The 15,933-nt window shown below is 46.2% G+C and carries 17 protein-coding genes and 1 pseudogene; 3 read left to right on the top strand and 15 right to left on the bottom strand.

All coding sequences use genetic code 11. From position 1 onward, the window contains the following. Positions 1-61 precede the first annotated feature (61 nt). From SO_RS18325 to zapE, 5 genes are all read right to left on the bottom strand, one after another. A complete protein-coding gene (locus tag SO_RS18325) occupies positions 62-1,357 on the bottom strand; it encodes an adenylosuccinate synthase (protein WP_011073680.1) in 1,296 nt (431 codons plus the stop codon). A 66-nt stretch (positions 1,358-1,423) separates the two neighbouring features. Further along, positions 1,424-1,612 carry a DUF2065 domain-containing protein gene (locus tag SO_RS18330; RefSeq protein WP_011073681.1) on the bottom strand — a complete coding sequence of 63 codons (189 nt, stop codon included), beginning with the start codon at positions 1,610-1,612 and terminating at the stop codon, positions 1,424-1,426. Between the two features lie 113 nt (positions 1,613-1,725). Continuing rightward, positions 1,726-2,118 (bottom strand): 30S ribosomal protein S9, encoded by a 393-nt coding sequence (rpsI, locus tag SO_RS18335; RefSeq protein ID WP_006083052.1) that lies wholly within the window; start codon positions 2,116-2,118, stop codon positions 1,726-1,728. 14 nt (positions 2,119-2,132) lie between these two features. After that, positions 2,133-2,561: a 50S ribosomal protein L13 gene (gene rplM, locus SO_RS18340; protein WP_011073682.1), complete on the bottom strand. Its 429-nt coding sequence runs from the start codon at positions 2,559-2,561 to the stop codon at positions 2,133-2,135. Between the two features lie 296 nt (positions 2,562-2,857). Next, entirely contained in the window at positions 2,858-3,970 is a 1,113-nt protein-coding gene (gene zapE / locus SO_RS18345; protein ID WP_011073683.1) for a cell division protein ZapE, read from the bottom strand. A 448-nt stretch (positions 3,971-4,418) separates the two neighbouring features. Here zapE and degQ point away from each other — a divergent pair, with 448 nt between their 5' ends. Beyond that, on the top strand, positions 4,419-5,771 hold the full coding sequence (degQ, locus tag SO_RS18350) for a Do family serine endopeptidase DegQ (protein ID WP_011073684.1): 1,353 nt from the start codon (positions 4,419-4,421) through the stop codon (positions 5,769-5,771). A gap of 125 nt (positions 5,772-5,896) precedes the next feature. Beyond that, on the top strand, positions 5,897-6,979 hold the full coding sequence (gene degS, locus SO_RS18355) for an outer membrane-stress sensor serine endopeptidase DegS (protein ID WP_011073685.1): 1,083 nt from the start codon (positions 5,897-5,899) through the stop codon (positions 6,977-6,979). A gap of 115 nt (positions 6,980-7,094) precedes the next feature. Here degS and SO_RS18360 read toward each other — a convergent pair whose 3' ends face one another. The 10 genes and pseudogenes from SO_RS18360 to mlaF form a co-directional block, all read right to left on the bottom strand. After that, positions 7,095-8,297, bottom strand: a complete 1,203-nt coding sequence (locus SO_RS18360) for an IS256-like element ISSod4 family transposase (RefSeq protein WP_005054087.1) — start codon at positions 8,295-8,297, stop codon at positions 7,095-7,097. Positions 8,298-8,990: 693 nt separating this feature from the next. Continuing rightward, entirely contained in the window at positions 8,991-10,025 is a 1,035-nt protein-coding gene (locus SO_RS18365; protein WP_011073686.1) for an IS110-like element ISSod14 family transposase, read from the bottom strand. 89 nt (positions 10,026-10,114) lie between these two features. Next, positions 10,115-10,384: pseudogene (locus SO_RS18370) on the bottom strand (transposase); the annotation flags it as partial. A gap of 364 nt (positions 10,385-10,748) precedes the next feature. After that, positions 10,749-12,008, bottom strand: a complete 1,260-nt coding sequence (murA, locus tag SO_RS18375) for a UDP-N-acetylglucosamine 1-carboxyvinyltransferase (protein ID WP_011073687.1) — start codon at positions 12,006-12,008, stop codon at positions 10,749-10,751. A gap of 12 nt (positions 12,009-12,020) precedes the next feature. Then, positions 12,021-12,272 carry a BolA family protein gene (locus SO_RS18380; RefSeq protein ID WP_011073688.1) on the bottom strand — a complete coding sequence of 84 codons (252 nt, stop codon included), beginning with the start codon at positions 12,270-12,272 and terminating at the stop codon, positions 12,021-12,023. A gap of 16 nt (positions 12,273-12,288) precedes the next feature. Further along, on the bottom strand, positions 12,289-12,573 hold the full coding sequence (locus SO_RS18385; protein WP_011073689.1) for an STAS domain-containing protein: 285 nt from the start codon (positions 12,571-12,573) through the stop codon (positions 12,289-12,291). Positions 12,574-12,578: 5 nt separating this feature from the next. Then, positions 12,579-13,232, bottom strand: coding sequence for an MlaC/ttg2D family ABC transporter substrate-binding protein (locus SO_RS18390; protein ID WP_011073690.1), 654 nt, complete (start codon positions 13,230-13,232; stop codon positions 12,579-12,581). Between the two features lie 11 nt (positions 13,233-13,243). Next, positions 13,244-13,717, bottom strand: coding sequence for an outer membrane lipid asymmetry maintenance protein MlaD (gene mlaD / locus SO_RS18395; protein ID WP_011073691.1), 474 nt, complete (start codon positions 13,715-13,717; stop codon positions 13,244-13,246). Positions 13,718-13,773: 56 nt separating this feature from the next. Further along, complete coding sequence (gene mlaE / locus SO_RS18400) at positions 13,774-14,559, bottom strand: lipid asymmetry maintenance ABC transporter permease subunit MlaE (RefSeq protein ID WP_011073692.1); 786 nt, start codon at positions 14,557-14,559, stop codon at positions 13,774-13,776. Beyond that, positions 14,556-15,374, bottom strand: a complete 819-nt coding sequence (gene mlaF, locus SO_RS18405) for a phospholipid ABC transporter ATP-binding protein MlaF (protein ID WP_011073693.1) — start codon at positions 15,372-15,374, stop codon at positions 14,556-14,558. Before mlaF ends, mlaE begins: the two co-directional genes overlap by 4 nt. 254 nt (positions 15,375-15,628) lie before the next feature. Here mlaF and SO_RS18410 point away from each other — a divergent pair, with 254 nt between their 5' ends. Then, positions 15,629-15,829 (top strand): hypothetical protein, encoded by a 201-nt coding sequence (locus tag SO_RS18410; protein WP_164925771.1) that lies wholly within the window; start codon positions 15,629-15,631, stop codon positions 15,827-15,829. The last annotated feature ends 104 nt before the right edge of the window (positions 15,830-15,933 follow it).

Consider the following 15,933-nt stretch of genomic DNA (forward strand, 5'->3'; position numbering starts at 1 on the left):
GAAAGCAAACAGGAAGGAAAAGCACAGGAAGAAAAGGCCGTGAAACACGGCCTTCACAATCTTAGTTAAACGGGCTAACTAAAATCATCGTCTCGTTACGGTCTGGACCGGTAGAGATGATGTCAATCGGCGTTTCTAACAACTCTTCAATACGTTTGATGTAGTTGATAGCCGCTTGCGGTAACTGCTCTAAAAAGGTCGCACCGAAAGTTGACTCGCTCCAACCTGGCATAGTTTCATAAACAGGAGTGACCTGCTCATAACCTTCAGCCGCTAACGGAGTAACCTTAGAAATTGTGCCATCTGGATGTTGGTAGCCCACACAGATCTTCACTTCTTTCAGACCGTCAAGTACGTCTAACTTCGTTAAGCAGAAGCCACTTACACTGTTGATCTGTACTGCGCGGCGCATTGCCACAGCATCTAACCAACCTGGACGACGCTTACGACCAGTAGTCGCACCAAACTCATGACCTTTAGTACCTAAATGATCACCCACTTCGCATAAGAGTTCAGTCGGGAAAGGACCAGCACCCACTCGCGTGGTGTAAGCCTTCATGATACCTAATACATAGTCTAAGTGACGTGGACCAAAACCACTGCCCGTTGCTACACCACCTGCGGTTGTGTTTGACGAAGTCACAAACGGATAAGTACCGTGGTCGATGTCTAGCAGCGTACCTTGAGCACCTTCAAACAGAATTGGCTCACCCGCTTTACGCGCGTTATCAAGCAGTTCGGTTACGTCAACACACATGCTCTTGAGGTAGTCTGCCAAGGCTAACGCATCGCTGAGCGTTTGCTCATAATCGACTGCGTCAACTTTGTAGTACTCTGTCAGCATAAAGTTATGATATGCCATAACTTCTTTCAGCTTTTCAGCAAAGAGTTCAGCATTGAACAGATCGCCAACACGCAGACCGCGACGGGAAATCTTGTCTTCGTACGCAGGACCAATACCACGACCAGTCGTACCAATAGCTTTGTTACCGCGCGCTTTTTCGCGGGCGATGTCTAAGGCACTATGGAATGGCAGGATCAGCGGACATGCTTCAGAGATCAGCAAGCGTTCCTCAACAGGAATGCCGCGCTCTTTGAGCATGTTGATCTCTTTCATCAGCGCGTCGGGTGCAAGCACCACACCGTTACCGATAATGCACTTAACATTGTCGCGTAAGATGCCAGATGGGATCAGATGAAGTACGGTTTTATCGCCATTGATCACTAAGGTGTGACCTGCGTTATGACCGCCTTGATAGCGAACTACATATTTTGCCTGTTCTGTTAGAAGGTCGACAATCTTACCTTTTCCTTCGTCACCCCATTGGGTGCCGAGAACAACTACGTTTTTGCCCATTGTTTGCTGCAAGGTTGTGGTTAAAAAAGAATTCTAACAGATTTTAAACCGCAAGTGGTAAGGCATTTATGAAAAAATAATCAGCATGACCAAGCCAGCGGTGACCAATGAACCACCGATTCGACGTAAAACTTGATGATTTTGATTGGAAAGTTCGTTCAAGTAACGGCGCCATTTATTGGGGAATAACAATGGCCCTACACCTTCCAAAATCAGCACCAGTGCCACGGCCAGCATAAATAACTGTAAGGTCATTTTCCCCTCTTTTGAGTATTTCAACCTAAAACAACACGACTAACACAAGGATAACCAATTTTAGGCAATAAAAAACCCAGCATAAGCTGGGTTTTTTGATATTCCAAAACGTATTAACGCTTAGAGAATTGTGGCTTACGACGTGCTTTACGTAGACCCACTTTCTTACGCTCAACTTTACGAGCGTCACGGGTAACGAAACCAGCAGAACGTAATGATGGACGCAGAGCTTCATCTAATTGCATCAGCGCACGAGTGATACCGTGACGGATTGCACCTGCTTGGCCAGTGATACCACCGCCTTTAACAGTTACATAGATGTCCAGCTTGTCAGTCATTTCAACTAACTCTAATGGTTGACGAACAACCATACGAGCAGTTTCACGACCAAAGTATTGGTCCAAAGGACGTTGATTTACAACGATGTTGCCACTACCAGCTTTAGCGAATACGCGTGCTGTAGAGGTTTTGCGACGGCCAGTGCCGTAGTACTGAGTTGCAGCCATTTGCTTAATCCCGTTTAGATATCAAGAACTTGAGGTTGTTGTGCAGCGTGGTTATGTTCTGCGCCAGCGTAAACTTTCAGTTTACGGAACATGGCACGGCCCAGTGGACCTTTTGGTAACATACCCTTAACTGCTTTCTCGATGATCATTTCTGGCTTATGAGCTTGCAGCTTTTCAAAGCTGATTTGCTTAATGCCACCAGGGAAGCCTGAGTGCGAGTAGTACGTCTTGCCTTGCGCTTTGTTACCAGTAACAGTAACTTTCTCAGCGTTGATAACGATGATGTAATCACCAGTGTCAACGTGAGGAGTGTATTCAGGCTTGTGCTTACCGCGTAAACGCAGAGCGATTTCGGTAGCGATACGACCTAAAGTTTTGCCGTCTGCATCAACGACGAACCAGTCACGAGTTACAGTTTCTGGTGTAGCAGTAAAAGTCTTCATTATTACAAAAACCCAAAGTTAATTTTCTGTCTCACATGCTGCTTGCAATGGCAAACAACACAAAATTGCCTTTCAGTACCCCTTCGAGTACTTAACTCGGCGTACAACTTCCACCTAGTTTGGTGGAGTAACGTGGGCAGGTGGCGGATTATAGACAAACGTGAGTTAAAAATCACCTGATATTTTGACAAAACTCATAAAAATTCGATCGATGTGGCTCATTACTGTGCTAAGGAATGAGCCACTGAAGATTTGTCGAAAAAAACCGCAAAGCACGCCCTGCAGTAGTCTAAGAGTTAGGGTAAATGCTCTGATTTTAAGTAATCATGGGATTGCATTTCAATCAAGCGAGAACGACAACGTCTGAATTCAAAACTCAATAAGCCGTCGGCATAAATGTCTTCTAACGGCACCTGCGCGGACACGATCAATTTAACGTTTCGTTCGTAAAACTCATCCACCATCGCCAAAAAACGTCTGGCGATATCATCACCGGTTAAAAACGCACCCATTTGCTCAATACCACTGACCAACACGGTATGATAAATCCGCGCTAACTCCATATAATCCCGCTGGCTTCGCGGGCCATCGCAGAGGGCTCTGAAATCCGCCAGTAAGACGCCTTGCGCCTGTTGACGTATTGAAATTGCGCGTCCTTCAATTTCGATCGCTTCGGTTGAGATTTCAGCCTCTGGTGCTAACTGGCCGAAATAACGCAGCAAGTTAGTATCGGCTTGCTCGTCCAATGGATGATGATAAATCTCTGCCTGCTCTAACGTCCGTAAACGATAGTCGATCCCCGAGTCCACATTAAGTACTTCACAATGTTGATTAATCAGTGCAATAGCCGGTAAGAAACGGGCCCGTTGCAACCCATTTTTATATAAGTCATCAGGGATGATATTTGAAGTCGCCACTAAGACCACGCCTTCTTTAAAGAGGGCTTGAAATAAGGTGCCAAGTAACATGGCGTCGGTGATATCTGACACAAAAAACTCATCAAAACAAATGACTCTATATTTAGCCGCCATTTGTTTTGCAATGACTAATAATGGATCTCGCGTACCTTTAAGCGCATCTAAGTCTAAATGCAGTTGATGCATAAAACGATGAAAATGCGCCCTTAATTTTTGATTGCCTGGCAAGGTATCAAAAAAGGTGTCCATCAGATAGGTTTTGCCGCGGCCAACGCCCCCCCAAAGATAAAGTCCTTTTGTAGGCGCGGGCGCAGATGTTAACCCAAAAGAGGTAAATAATTTACCAAACAAAGAGTTAGGCTCTTCGGCTGCGGTTAAATCCTCATAAACCCGTTGCAGCGCCTTAACAGCAATTTCCTGCGCCGGATCATGGGAAAAACCATCTCGAGTAAGATCTTTTTGGTAATGCTGCCAAGGGCTTAACTGGGGCACGTTATAATTCTCTTATATCCTTTATTGAAACTGCGTCGATATTAGCACGGCCTAGATGACACAGCATATATTTATACCCAAGCGACCTGAATTCAGCATTTTTAAATCACCTAGTAATAAGTACTGCAACACCACTAAAACCATGTATAAAATGATTAAAACTGATTTATAAAGGACTATGCTGTTAGCTAATTAAACTGAACGGTTTGGATCATTTAACACTTGAAAAAGTCCTTCAAAGCCCACAAGTTACACTCAGTTAAATGCTGATAAAATAACAGTTAAGAAATTAACCTTTGTTAATATTAATGAACTTTTTCAATGAGGTGCGTGTCCGAGTGGTTACCTAGGCAAATAGCCGGTACCGATACAGATTTGATCTGGTGCGGACAAAACTTAAGACGTATTACATCCAGATCCTTGATCCCTTATTTGGAGTTATGAATAGATGAAAACGAAATTATCTGTACTTTCAGCCGCAATGTTAGCCGCAACCCTGACAATGATGCCAGCTGTCTCACAGGCCGCTATTCCGCAATCTGTTGAGGGACAATCCATACCCAGTCTTGCGCCCATGTTAGAGCGTACGACTCCCGCCGTGGTTTCTGTGGCGGTTTCTGGAACCCATGTTTCTAAACAACGCGTGCCCGATGTGTTCCGTTATTTCTTTGGCCCTAATGCGCCACAAGAACAAGTGCAAGAGCGTCCATTTAGAGGCTTAGGCTCCGGCGTTATTATCGATGCCGACAAAGGCTATATTGTCACCAATAACCACGTGATCGACGGTGCCGATGATATCCAAGTGGGTTTACACGATGGCCGTGAAGTCAAAGCCAAATTGATTGGTACTGACTCCGAATCCGACATTGCGTTATTGCAAATCGAGGCTAAAAATCTGGTCGCGATTAAAACCTCTGATTCTGATGAACTGCGCGTCGGTGACTTTGCCGTCGCTATCGGTAACCCCTTCGGTCTAGGACAAACCGTAACATCAGGGATTGTCAGTGCCCTAGGCCGTAGCGGTTTAGGCATTGAAATGCTTGAAAACTTTATCCAAACCGACGCAGCCATCAACAGTGGTAACTCGGGCGGCGCTCTAGTTAACCTTAAAGGCGAACTGATCGGTATTAACACGGCTATCGTCGCGCCTAACGGCGGTAACGTAGGTATCGGTTTTGCGATTCCAGCAAACATGGTGAAAAACCTCATCGCACAGATTGCTGAGCATGGTGAAGTTCGCCGCGGCGTATTGGGGATTGCTGGCCGTGATTTAGATAGCCAACTTGCCCAAGGCTTTGGCTTAGACACTCAACACGGTGGCTTTGTGAATGAAGTTAGCGCGGGCAGTGCCGCCGAAAAAGCTGGTATTAAGGCGGGCGATATTATCGTTAGCGTCGATGGCCGTGCGATCAAGTCGTTCCAAGAGCTGCGTGCTAAAGTCGCGACGATGGGCGCTGGCGCTAAAGTCGAACTGGGCCTTATCCGTGATGGCGATAAGAAAACTGTCAACGTCACCTTAGGTGAAGCAAACCAAACGACAGAAAAAGCAGCTGGTGCAGTGCATCCTATGCTACAAGGTGCCTCATTAGAAAATGCCTCTAAAGGGGTCGAAATTACCGATGTTGCACAAGGATCTCCAGCGGCAATGAGCGGTCTGCAAAAAGGCGATTTGATTGTCGGTATCAACCGTACTGCGGTTAAAGATCTTAAATCGCTCAAAGAGCTGCTCAAAGATCAAGAAGGTGCTGTCGCCCTGAAGATTGTCCGTGGTAAGAGCATGCTTTACTTAGTGCTTCGTTAATCAATTGGCGAATCTGATCTTGCTCCAATTATCAGACGCTAATCAGCATAGGGAACACGCGTTCCCTATGCTTTAACTTGTTAAACATGTTAATCTAACTCACCTTTTTCAATATTTAGCCTGCCATGACAATAAAAGACACCCTGTTATATCTCGGTAAAGCCGTGCTTTTCGGCCTTATTATGGCAGCCATGTTTTTGTTAGTAACTCATTACTTCGACAATAAGAGTCTTGGCAACTCATTACTACAAAACCGCGGTAACAACACGGTTGAACTCTCCTTTGCCAAGGCCGTGCGTCGCGCAGCCCCTGCCGTCGTCAATATTTACAGCTTGAGTATCGATCAGAGCCGTCCATTGAATTCTGGCTCACTCCAAGGTCTAGGATCTGGGGTGATCATGAGTAAAGAAGGTTATATTCTCACTAATTATCATGTGATTAAAAAAGCCGATGAGATCGTCGTCGCGCTGCAAGATGGCCGCAAGTTCACCTCTGAAGTGGTGGGGTTTGATCCCGAAACCGATCTTTCAGTGCTTAAGATCGAAGGCGATAATCTCCCCACTGTGCCAGTCAATCTCGACAGCCCCCCCCAGGTTGGCGATGTGGTATTAGCCATTGGTAACCCCTATAACCTTGGCCAAACGATTACCCAAGGCATTATCAGCGCCACAGGCCGTAACGGCTTAAGTTCGGGTTATTTAGACTTTTTACAGACCGATGCAGCAATTAACGCCGGTAACTCCGGAGGTGCATTAATTGACACTAATGGTAGCCTGATTGGCATCAACACCGCTGCGTTTCAAGTGGGCGGTGAAGGTGGTGGCCACGGCATTAACTTCGCGATCCCGATTAAACTCGCCCACAGCATTATGGGCAAACTGATCAAAAATGGCCGTGTGATCCGTGGCGCCTTAGGGATTTCGGGCGAACCGATTAACCCTGTTGTGGCGCAAATCCTTAACCTCCCCGATTTGCGTGGCGTATTAGTCACTGGCATCGACCCTAATGGTCCTGCGGCACGTGCGCAGCTACTACCAAGGGATGTGATCATTAAATATGATGGTGAAGATGTGCCAGGGGTTGAAATGCTGATGGATCGAATTGCCGAAACAACGCCCGGCAAGAAAGTCATGATGACAGTGATCCGCCAAGGCAAACAGCAAGAATTACCTGTAATCATCGATGAAAAAGTGGTTGTTAGTAATTAATTGAATGACCATGTTTAGATAAATGCCAAATGAGGCCGGAATAAAGCCTCATTTGGTGTAATTACAATCTAAATCGCGTATTGAGGGCGTTCAAAATTCTGTGTCAGGCTAATTTTTAAATTTCTAGCACGCTATCTAAACGTCCTTCAAAATAAATCGCTAACTGAGATAAACAAAGGCTCCAATTGTGGATTGGCATGGTCCATTTATCTGAGGCGTTTAATATGCCTGCGTAAAGTAGCTTCAACAAGCTATTTTCATTAGGAAAAGCACCTTTGGTTTTGGTGAGCTTTCTAAATTGGCGATGTACAGCCTCAACTGCATTGGTCGTGTAAATCACTTTCCTGATATGTTCTGGGTACTTAAAATAATGAGACAAATTATGCCATTTGCGACGCCAAGAGTTGATTACCAACGGATAAGCATCACCCCATTTGGCCTCCAGTTCGTCCAATGCCATCTCTGCGGCTTCTTTACTCACGGCTCGATACACAGGCTTTAAATCAGCCATAAACGCTTTCTGATTTTTTGAGGCGACATACTTCATTGAGTTACGGATCTGGTGGATAACGCATAGCTGTGTTTCCGTATGAGGAAAGATACTGGCTATGGCCTCAGGGAAACCGGTCAAGCCGTCAACACAGGCGATAAGAATATCTTTTACACCACGATTATTAAGATCGGTCAGTACGGATAGCCAGTAATTAGCGCCTTCATTTTCGGATAAGTGAAGCCCTAAAATTTCCTTTTTTCCTTTCATATTAAGCGCTAACAATGTGTAAACGGCTTTACTGACGTAACGCCCATCCTCTTTGACTTTATAATGTATCGCATCAAGCCAAACGATAGGATAATGGCTATCTAATGGGCGCTGCTGCCACGCTTTAAGTTCGGGGATGAGTTTGTCAGTGATAGCACTGACTGTTGCGTTAGACACATTGAGCCCATACATATCTTCAACATGTTGATTAATATCGCGATAGCTCATACCTATACTGAACATCGATAACACTTTACGTTCGATTTCATCGGTTAGTGTAGTTTGATTTTTCTTAATCAACTGAGGCTCAAAGGTGCCATTGCGGTCTCTAGGCGCGTCTAACTCAAAGTTACCGGACGGATGCTTAATGGTCTTAGGGGTTTTGCCATTTTTACGATTAGGCTGAGGATCATGCGCTAAATGCTGCTCAAGCTCAGCCTGGAGAGCCGCTTCAGTGAGTTGCTTGATCAGTGGGCCAAGAATGCTGTCTTTACCTGTGAGGCTTTTACCTGATTGCAGATCTTTAAGGGCTTGTTCGAAGTTAAAAGGTTGGGTCATGTGTCATTCCTGTTTTTGAATATTTTACTGAAATGACACAGAATTATGAACACTACCCGCGTATTACCTCATCCTCAAATGGCAGAACTAATATCTCACCGCGCTATTTTTAACTCACTTTTGCCCAAAGCTAGATTACTGAACCATATATGCTTATATAGATTGCCACTGTTTCCCCAGTGACAAACCGCCCCTTTATTTCACTAGAAGTATCCCTATAGGCTCAACGGCGGCATCTGCAGCACACGGAAGTGTAAATGTCGCGTTCACATGGTCAATAATGTTCCAGACATTATAGTGATATTCCCCATATCCCTATGGGTCTGATGTGAATGAGCAACCATGCCGCCAAGACAAAAGAGAGGACATATATGGTCACCTCGGGGTTAGCAAGGTCAATGTCCTATTTTGTTCAAATTAATTTGTGCTAATCGATAATTCACCTTTCACAACGGGGTATCGGTCGTTAATGGTTTGCGGTCTTGCGACATATATCCGGCGTCTGTTGCGCCCTAATGAGATCCAAATTGACGTCTTACCCTCCTTGGCACCCACATGGCCTCAAAGGCCACTGTCCTCATCAGGTTTTGGGTAAGACAAACCGTTTAACTCATTAATACCATTACCGCTGTTGTGCTTTGATGGACATTTATCTATTTACATTTTGAGTCTATTTACGCAAAAAACACTGCATTACGTTGCCAATTTACAGGCCTTATTCATATCAAATGCTTGTCCGCGGCTCATCACTACAAACACCATCCGAGCCATCTTATTGGCCAAGGCAACCGTCACTTTGCAGACGTGTTGACGCTGTTTAAGCCGTTGTAACCACAGGCTAAGTGAGTCGTCTTTCTTATCGCACCAGTTCACCACGGTTCTTGCGCCATGGATAAGTAACCGCCGGAGCGTTTGATTTCCGCGCTTGGTTATCTTGCCGAGCCGATTGGTCGTGCCACTGCTGTATTGTGAAGGAGTGAGCCCTAGCCATGCCGCCAATTGCCGGCCATTTTTAAAATCATTAACTTCATTAATACTGGCTAATAATGTGGATGCGACGATAGGGCCGACACCGGGGATGGTTAGCAATAATGGATACTGTGGCATGGCTTGGGCAAGGGCTAATATGTCCTGTGCAACCTGGTCGATTTGTTCATTTAAATACAACTGAAACTCATAGAGTCGTTGAATAAACCCTCTGGCAACCGTGGATAATTCGTTGTCAGCATCTTCAAGAATGAGCGGAATGGCTAACATCAACTGGCGGCGGGTCTTTGCGACAATCAGGCCGTATTCCGCGAGAAAACCACGCAGTTGATTGCAGTTAGCCGTGCGATTCTCCACCAAGCGCTCACGAATGCGCAGTAAAGATTGAATATCCTGCTGCTCGACCGTTTTAGGGCGAAGTAGACTCACTTTAGGGCGGCCAGCCGTTTCTCCGATGGCAACCGCATCATTGGCGTCATTCTTATTACCAACCAGCATGGCTTTCACCATTCTGGCGGGGATAAGCTTGACGGTATGGCCGAGTTTTTCGATTGTACGCCCCCAGTAATTAGCGCTGTAGCAGGCTTCCATCACCACGAGTGTCGGCTCGCATTGCCTAAGCATGTCAAGTAATGCTGGGCGATTGATTTTACGGTTAAAAGCAATGGTGTTATCAGGGTTAAAGGCTGCGACTTGGAAGACAGTTTTTGCCAAATCAATGCTGATGAGTTTATAGTTCATATCGGTCACCTCGAGTCAGATTTTGTGCACCTAAATCATGGCACATTGCGATGCCGAGACCGAGGTGACCATCTCAGCAGCCATATCTTTTTCTTAATCAACTGAGGCTCAAAGGTGCCATTGCGGTCTCTAGGCGCGTCTAACTCAAAGTTACCGGACGGATGCTTAATGGTCTTAGGGGTTTTGCCATTTTTACGATTAGGCTGAGGATCATGCGCTAAATGCTGCTCAAGCTCAGCCTGGAGAGCCGCTTCAGTGAGTTGCTTGATCAGTGGGCCAAGAATGCTGTCTTTACCTGTGAGGCTTTTACCTGACTGCAGATCTTTAAGGGCTTGTTCGAAGTTAAAAGGTTGGGTCATGTATCATTCCTGTTTTTGAATATTTTACTGAAATGACACAGAATTATGAACAGCCTCTGTCATTCCAATCAGTTCTGGCACGTTTATGTCCCAAAGCATGCTGTGTCTTTCTTTAAAACCTGCAAGCTACACCGATGCTAAAAGAGTGAGTCATGGTGATTAGCGAGACGACCGTCCGCCCCACGGATGGGGCGGTCGAGCATCCAAGGATGGACTAGCTGCGTGTCGTCGAGCAAATGCCATGACTCATCCATCAATCAAATCCAGCGTTTAAATGCCCCTTACTTTTTACCTAAACAAATTGCACCCAATAAAAAACCAGCACTAGGCTGGTTTTTTATTGGAAGCTAATCCTACGCAAATGTTATTGCACACGTTCTACATGCGCGCCCAATCCTTGGAATTTCTGCTCAATATGCTCGTAGCCGCGGTCTAAGTGATAGATGCGGTCGACGATAGTTTTACCATCGGCGACTAAGCCTGCGATCACTAGACTTGCCGAAGCACGTAAATCGGTCGCCATTACCTGCGCACCACTCAAAGACTCAATGCCTTGAATAATGCAGGTATTGCCTTCAAGCTCCATGGTCGCGCCCATACGGATGAGTTCTGGTACGTGCATAAAGCGGTTTTCGAAGATGGTTTCGGTAATCGTTGCCGTGCCCTGCGCTAATACGTTGAGCACGCAGAACTGTGCCTGCATATCGGTTGGGAAACCAGGGTATGGCGCGGTTTTGATATTCACGGCTTTTGGACGCTTGCCTTCCATATCCAGCTCAATCCAATCTTCACCTGTGGTGATCTTGGCGCCCGCATCTTCAAGTTTGGCGATTACCGATTCTAACGAAGCAGGGTCTGCCTTTAAGCAACGGATACGACCACGGGTCACGGCGGCGGCAACGAGGAATGAACCAGTTTCAATACGATCTGGCATCACGCGATACTCACAGCCCTGTAAACGCTCAACCCCTTGAATACGCAGAGTAGCACTGCCTACACCGGTGATTTTTGCACCCATGGCAATCAAACAGTTAGCCAAGTCGATCACTTCTGGCTCACGGGCCGCGTTTTCAATCACGGTTTCGCCATCGGCAAGGGCTGCGGCCATCAGTAGGTTTTCGGTTGCACCAACACTGACCATATCCATAAAAATATGGGCGCCTTTTAAGCGACCATCGACACGGGCTTTGATATAACCTTCTTTCACTTCAATCTTGGCGCCCATCATTTCAAGGCCATGTAAGTGAAGGTTAACTGGACGGGCACCAATGGCGCAGCCACCAGGCAATGACACATCTGCAGTGCCATAGCGCGCCAATAAAGGGCCAAGGATCAGAATCGAGGCACGCATAGTCTTAACTAAATCGTAAGGTGCGCAGAATTCATTGAGATTCTTGGTAGAAATACGGATCTTACCTTCGCCCAACTCATCCACATCGGCGCCAAGGCAGCGCAGCAATTTACAACTGGTGCTGACATCGCGCAAATTGGGAACGTTTGAGACCACAAAATCAGTTTCGGCTAACACACCTGCCATTAGAATGGGCAGAGCAGCGTTTTTAGCACCCGAAATAATCACATCACCAGCAAGCGGAGGGCTTGCCTGAATTGCTAATTTATCCACTTTTCCTCACTACTAGCTGTTGAAAATTTTCTCGCGTTTCCATTGAGTCGGCGTGAAAGTTTTAATCGTTAATGCATGTAACTCACCGCTGGCGATATAGCTCATCAGCGGTGCATAAATGGTTTGTTGTTGTTTAACACGACTCATGCCGTCAAAACATTCGCCGACGGCGATCACTTTATAGTGACTACCATCTGAACTGGCGTGCACTTCATCGAGTGCTAACGCGTCACGTAAAATCTGTTCTATTAAGCTGCATTCCATGAAATTCGGTACCTTTTCAATTCGCTTCTTCACTGAAGAAGGACTGTAAATCATATAAATCGATTAATTTTTTTAACTGCGCTGACGCTGAGCACAACTGTAGTGGCGTAGCATGCTGACGAACTAACGCCAGCAAAAACGCCACGCCAGCGCTATCGCTGTACTCAAGCTCTGATAGCGACAAGATTTGGGTATCTTGGCTTAACAGGCTTTGCCTTTGTGGCCAAAGCGCGATCACTTGATCCTGTGATAAACGCCCTTTGAGATGGCAAATGTTACCCTGTTGCACAAATTCAACCACGGCGCTTACTTCCCTGCTTTTGGCTGTTTAGTCACTTTGTCTTTAGTGCGCTCTTCAAGCATCTTGATCACCGGTTCAATCCCCTGTTGGCGGATAAGATTCGAGATTTCAGATTGCTTAGAAGACAGTAAACTGACGCCTTCAGCAACTAAGTCAAACGCCTTCCAAGAGTCATCCTTGAGGCGGCGAGCTTTAAACAACAGCTTAATCGGCGGACGACCCGCTTCGATAATCTGGACGTTTACATCGACAATTTTCTCATTGCTGAAATCACTACCAGGCGAAAACTCCACTTTTTGGTTAGTGTATTCGGTAAAGGCTTGAGCATAGGTTGTGACTAAATAGCCTTGGAAGGCATCGACGAAACGATTGCGTTGATCTTCAGTCGACTCTTTTAAATACTGCCCTAACACTTTGTAAGAAGCGTATTTATAGTCGATGTAGGGCATGAGTTCTTCACGCACAATCACCTTGAGATGGTCTGCATCCGCGTCAATCAACGCCTTGTCTTTGTGGAAACGATCGAAGGTTTTGTTCGCAACGGACTTCACCATGGAGTACGGGTCCATAGTGTTAATCTGAGTATCATCCGCCAATGCGGTCGTTGCTGTAAATATCCATACTAACGGCAGTAAAAAGCGCGATAAGCGTTTAAACATAGCGGTAACCCCTATTTATCCTTTGAACCCATACTATATAAGAACTGACCAATCAGATCTTCTAACACTAATGCTGAGCGAGTATCGTCAATCTTGTCGCCATCCTTGAGCATACTCACATCATCATCGACAAAGCCCGGTGTTAGTCCGAGGAACTGCTCACCGAGCAAACCTGAAGTTAAAATAGCTAAGCTACTGGTTTCAGGGAATTTATCGTAACGTTTATCCATCACAATCGTGACTACAGCCACCAGTTTTACTGGGTCTAAGTCAATCTTGCTCACTCGGCCTACCACCACACCGCCCACTTTGACGGGAGAGCGTACTTTAAGGCCACCAATATTGGTAAAGTTGGCGCTGAGGGTATAGCTGCTGTCGCTGGTTTGCACTTCAATATTGGCGACTTTAAACACCAATACTAAAAAAGCCGCTAAACCCGTTAAAAGAAACACACCCACTAATAATTCAATTTTTCGTGTCAACATGCTCAGTTACCACTCTGTTAATCCGTCTCTATCTGTATCCTTGGCGCTGCAATCCATTAGCGGCCAAACATCAGGGCTGTCAGTAAAAAGTCCAATGCCAATACGGCGAGGCTTGATTGCACCACGGTTGAGGTGGTTGCACGGCTGATCCCCTCTGGATTAGGGATCACTTGATAACCACGGTAGAGAGCAATCCAAGTCACCACGACGGCAAAGACCCCACTTTTAATCAAGCAGTTAACTATGTCTTGGCGCCATTCTACCGAGGCCTGCAAAATTGACCAGAAAGCACCGCTATCGATACCCTTCCACTCTACTCCCACTAAATGGCCGCCATAAATCCCAACAGCAGTAAACATCAACGCCAATAAAGGCATGCTGATCACCCCAGCCCAAAATCGTGGCGCAATGATTTGCCTGAGCGGGTCAATCGCCATCATTTCTAAGCTTGATAACTGCTCGGTACTCTTCATCAGACCGATTTCAGCAGTGAGTGCAGAACCTGCGCGGCCAGCAAATAACAATGCCGTGACCACCGGACCGAGCTCACGCAGTAAACTTAAGGCTACCATGGGGCCTAAACTTTCTTCCGTCCCAAACCCCACCAAAATGTTGTAACCCTGAAGGGCTAACACCATGCCAATAAACAGGCCGGAAACAACAATAATAACCATAGATTGTACGCCGACCACATAGATTTGGCGCACTAATAATGGAAAGCCTTTACGCACCCGAGGCCAACGAACAATCGCGCCCCACAGCATCAGGCCCGCACGGCCAAAACCGAGCACTAACTCGATAGCGCTGCGGCCAAGGTCGGCAATATTGTCTAATAACTTCACTTGCCAACTCCTTTTGCCAACAATTCTTGCTGATAATCCTTTGCCGGATAATGGAAAGGTACAGGACCGTCAGGCGCACCTTCGATGAACTGTTTTAGCTGCGGATTATCCGCATGCTTTAACTCCTCCGGCGTGCCATGGGCAATGACTTTTTTATCAGCAACCACATATACATAATCCGCAATCCCGAGCACCTCATCCACATCGTGGGACACTACAACCGAGGTTAAATTAAGGGCATCGGACAGTTCGCGGATAAGCTTAACCAACACTCCCATGGAGATCGGATCTTGCCCAGCAAAAGGCTCATCGTACATGACCATTTCAGGCTCAAGGGCTATCGCCCGAGCCAAAGCTGCACGGCGCTGCATCCCTCCGGATAATTCGCTTGGCATCAACTGCGCAGCCCCCCGCAGCCCAACGGCCTCAAGTTTCATCAGCACGATAGTGCGAATAATCTCTTCGGGCAGGCCTGAATGTTCACGCAGCGCAAAGGCAACATTATCGAAAACATTAATATCAGTGAATAAGGCGCCACTTTGAAACAACATGCTCATGCGTTTACGCAGTTCGAATAATTCGTTACGACTCGCGGCGTGCACATCCTGTCCATCAAACAACACTTGTCCGCTGTCGGGTGTTAATTGTCCACCGATAAGCTTCAGCAAGGTGGTTTTACCTATGCCACTGGGTCCCATAATGGCGGTAACTTTGCCCCTAGGGATAGACAGGCTAATATCTTCGTATATGACACGCTGACCACGGCGAAAGCCCAAATGACGGATCTCAACCAACGGCGTTTGTTCTTGAGTCATGTTTGATTCCGATATTTGAAAGAGGTGGCCTACGCTTCCAGCCTAGACCAATCGAAGAGCCGCAAATTGTACGTAATTGCGCTTTAACCTACAACAGAATCGACACTATCGTCCTGCGATACTTTCAATTTGCCTCATTTCCAGCGAGAATGCGCCCTAAGTTTCCGCTCAGTGAAGCTAAAGTGTTACTTAATGTTTTCGTCTATGTTGGTAGATAAGCAAAATTGTTTGCTTAACAGTCATAGCATAAGTGAATGTACACTGACATAACGCCAGTACAACTTAAGTCAAAAGCACTATCGAGTGCCGGCATTAAACGTCAAAGTGAGCATCAGAGTCGCCATGCTCAATATGGGCGGCAAAAGGGTAACACCAAAGACGATGATATTGCTCAAAGCATTCAAAGGCTAAACAAGTTAATCTGCCCTTTTGCTTTGGCAGCTTATGGGCACTGAGCTTTAACAATAAAATGCGACTCAGAGAAAGAAGCCGTTAATTTTATCATCTTTATCGCGTACCAAATTGTGCTATTCCAATCCCAGACGGGGCGACAAAGACA

This window comes from Shewanella oneidensis MR-1 (assembly GCF_000146165.2).
GTDB classification, from domain to species: Bacteria; Pseudomonadota; Gammaproteobacteria; order Enterobacterales; family Shewanellaceae; genus Shewanella; species Shewanella oneidensis.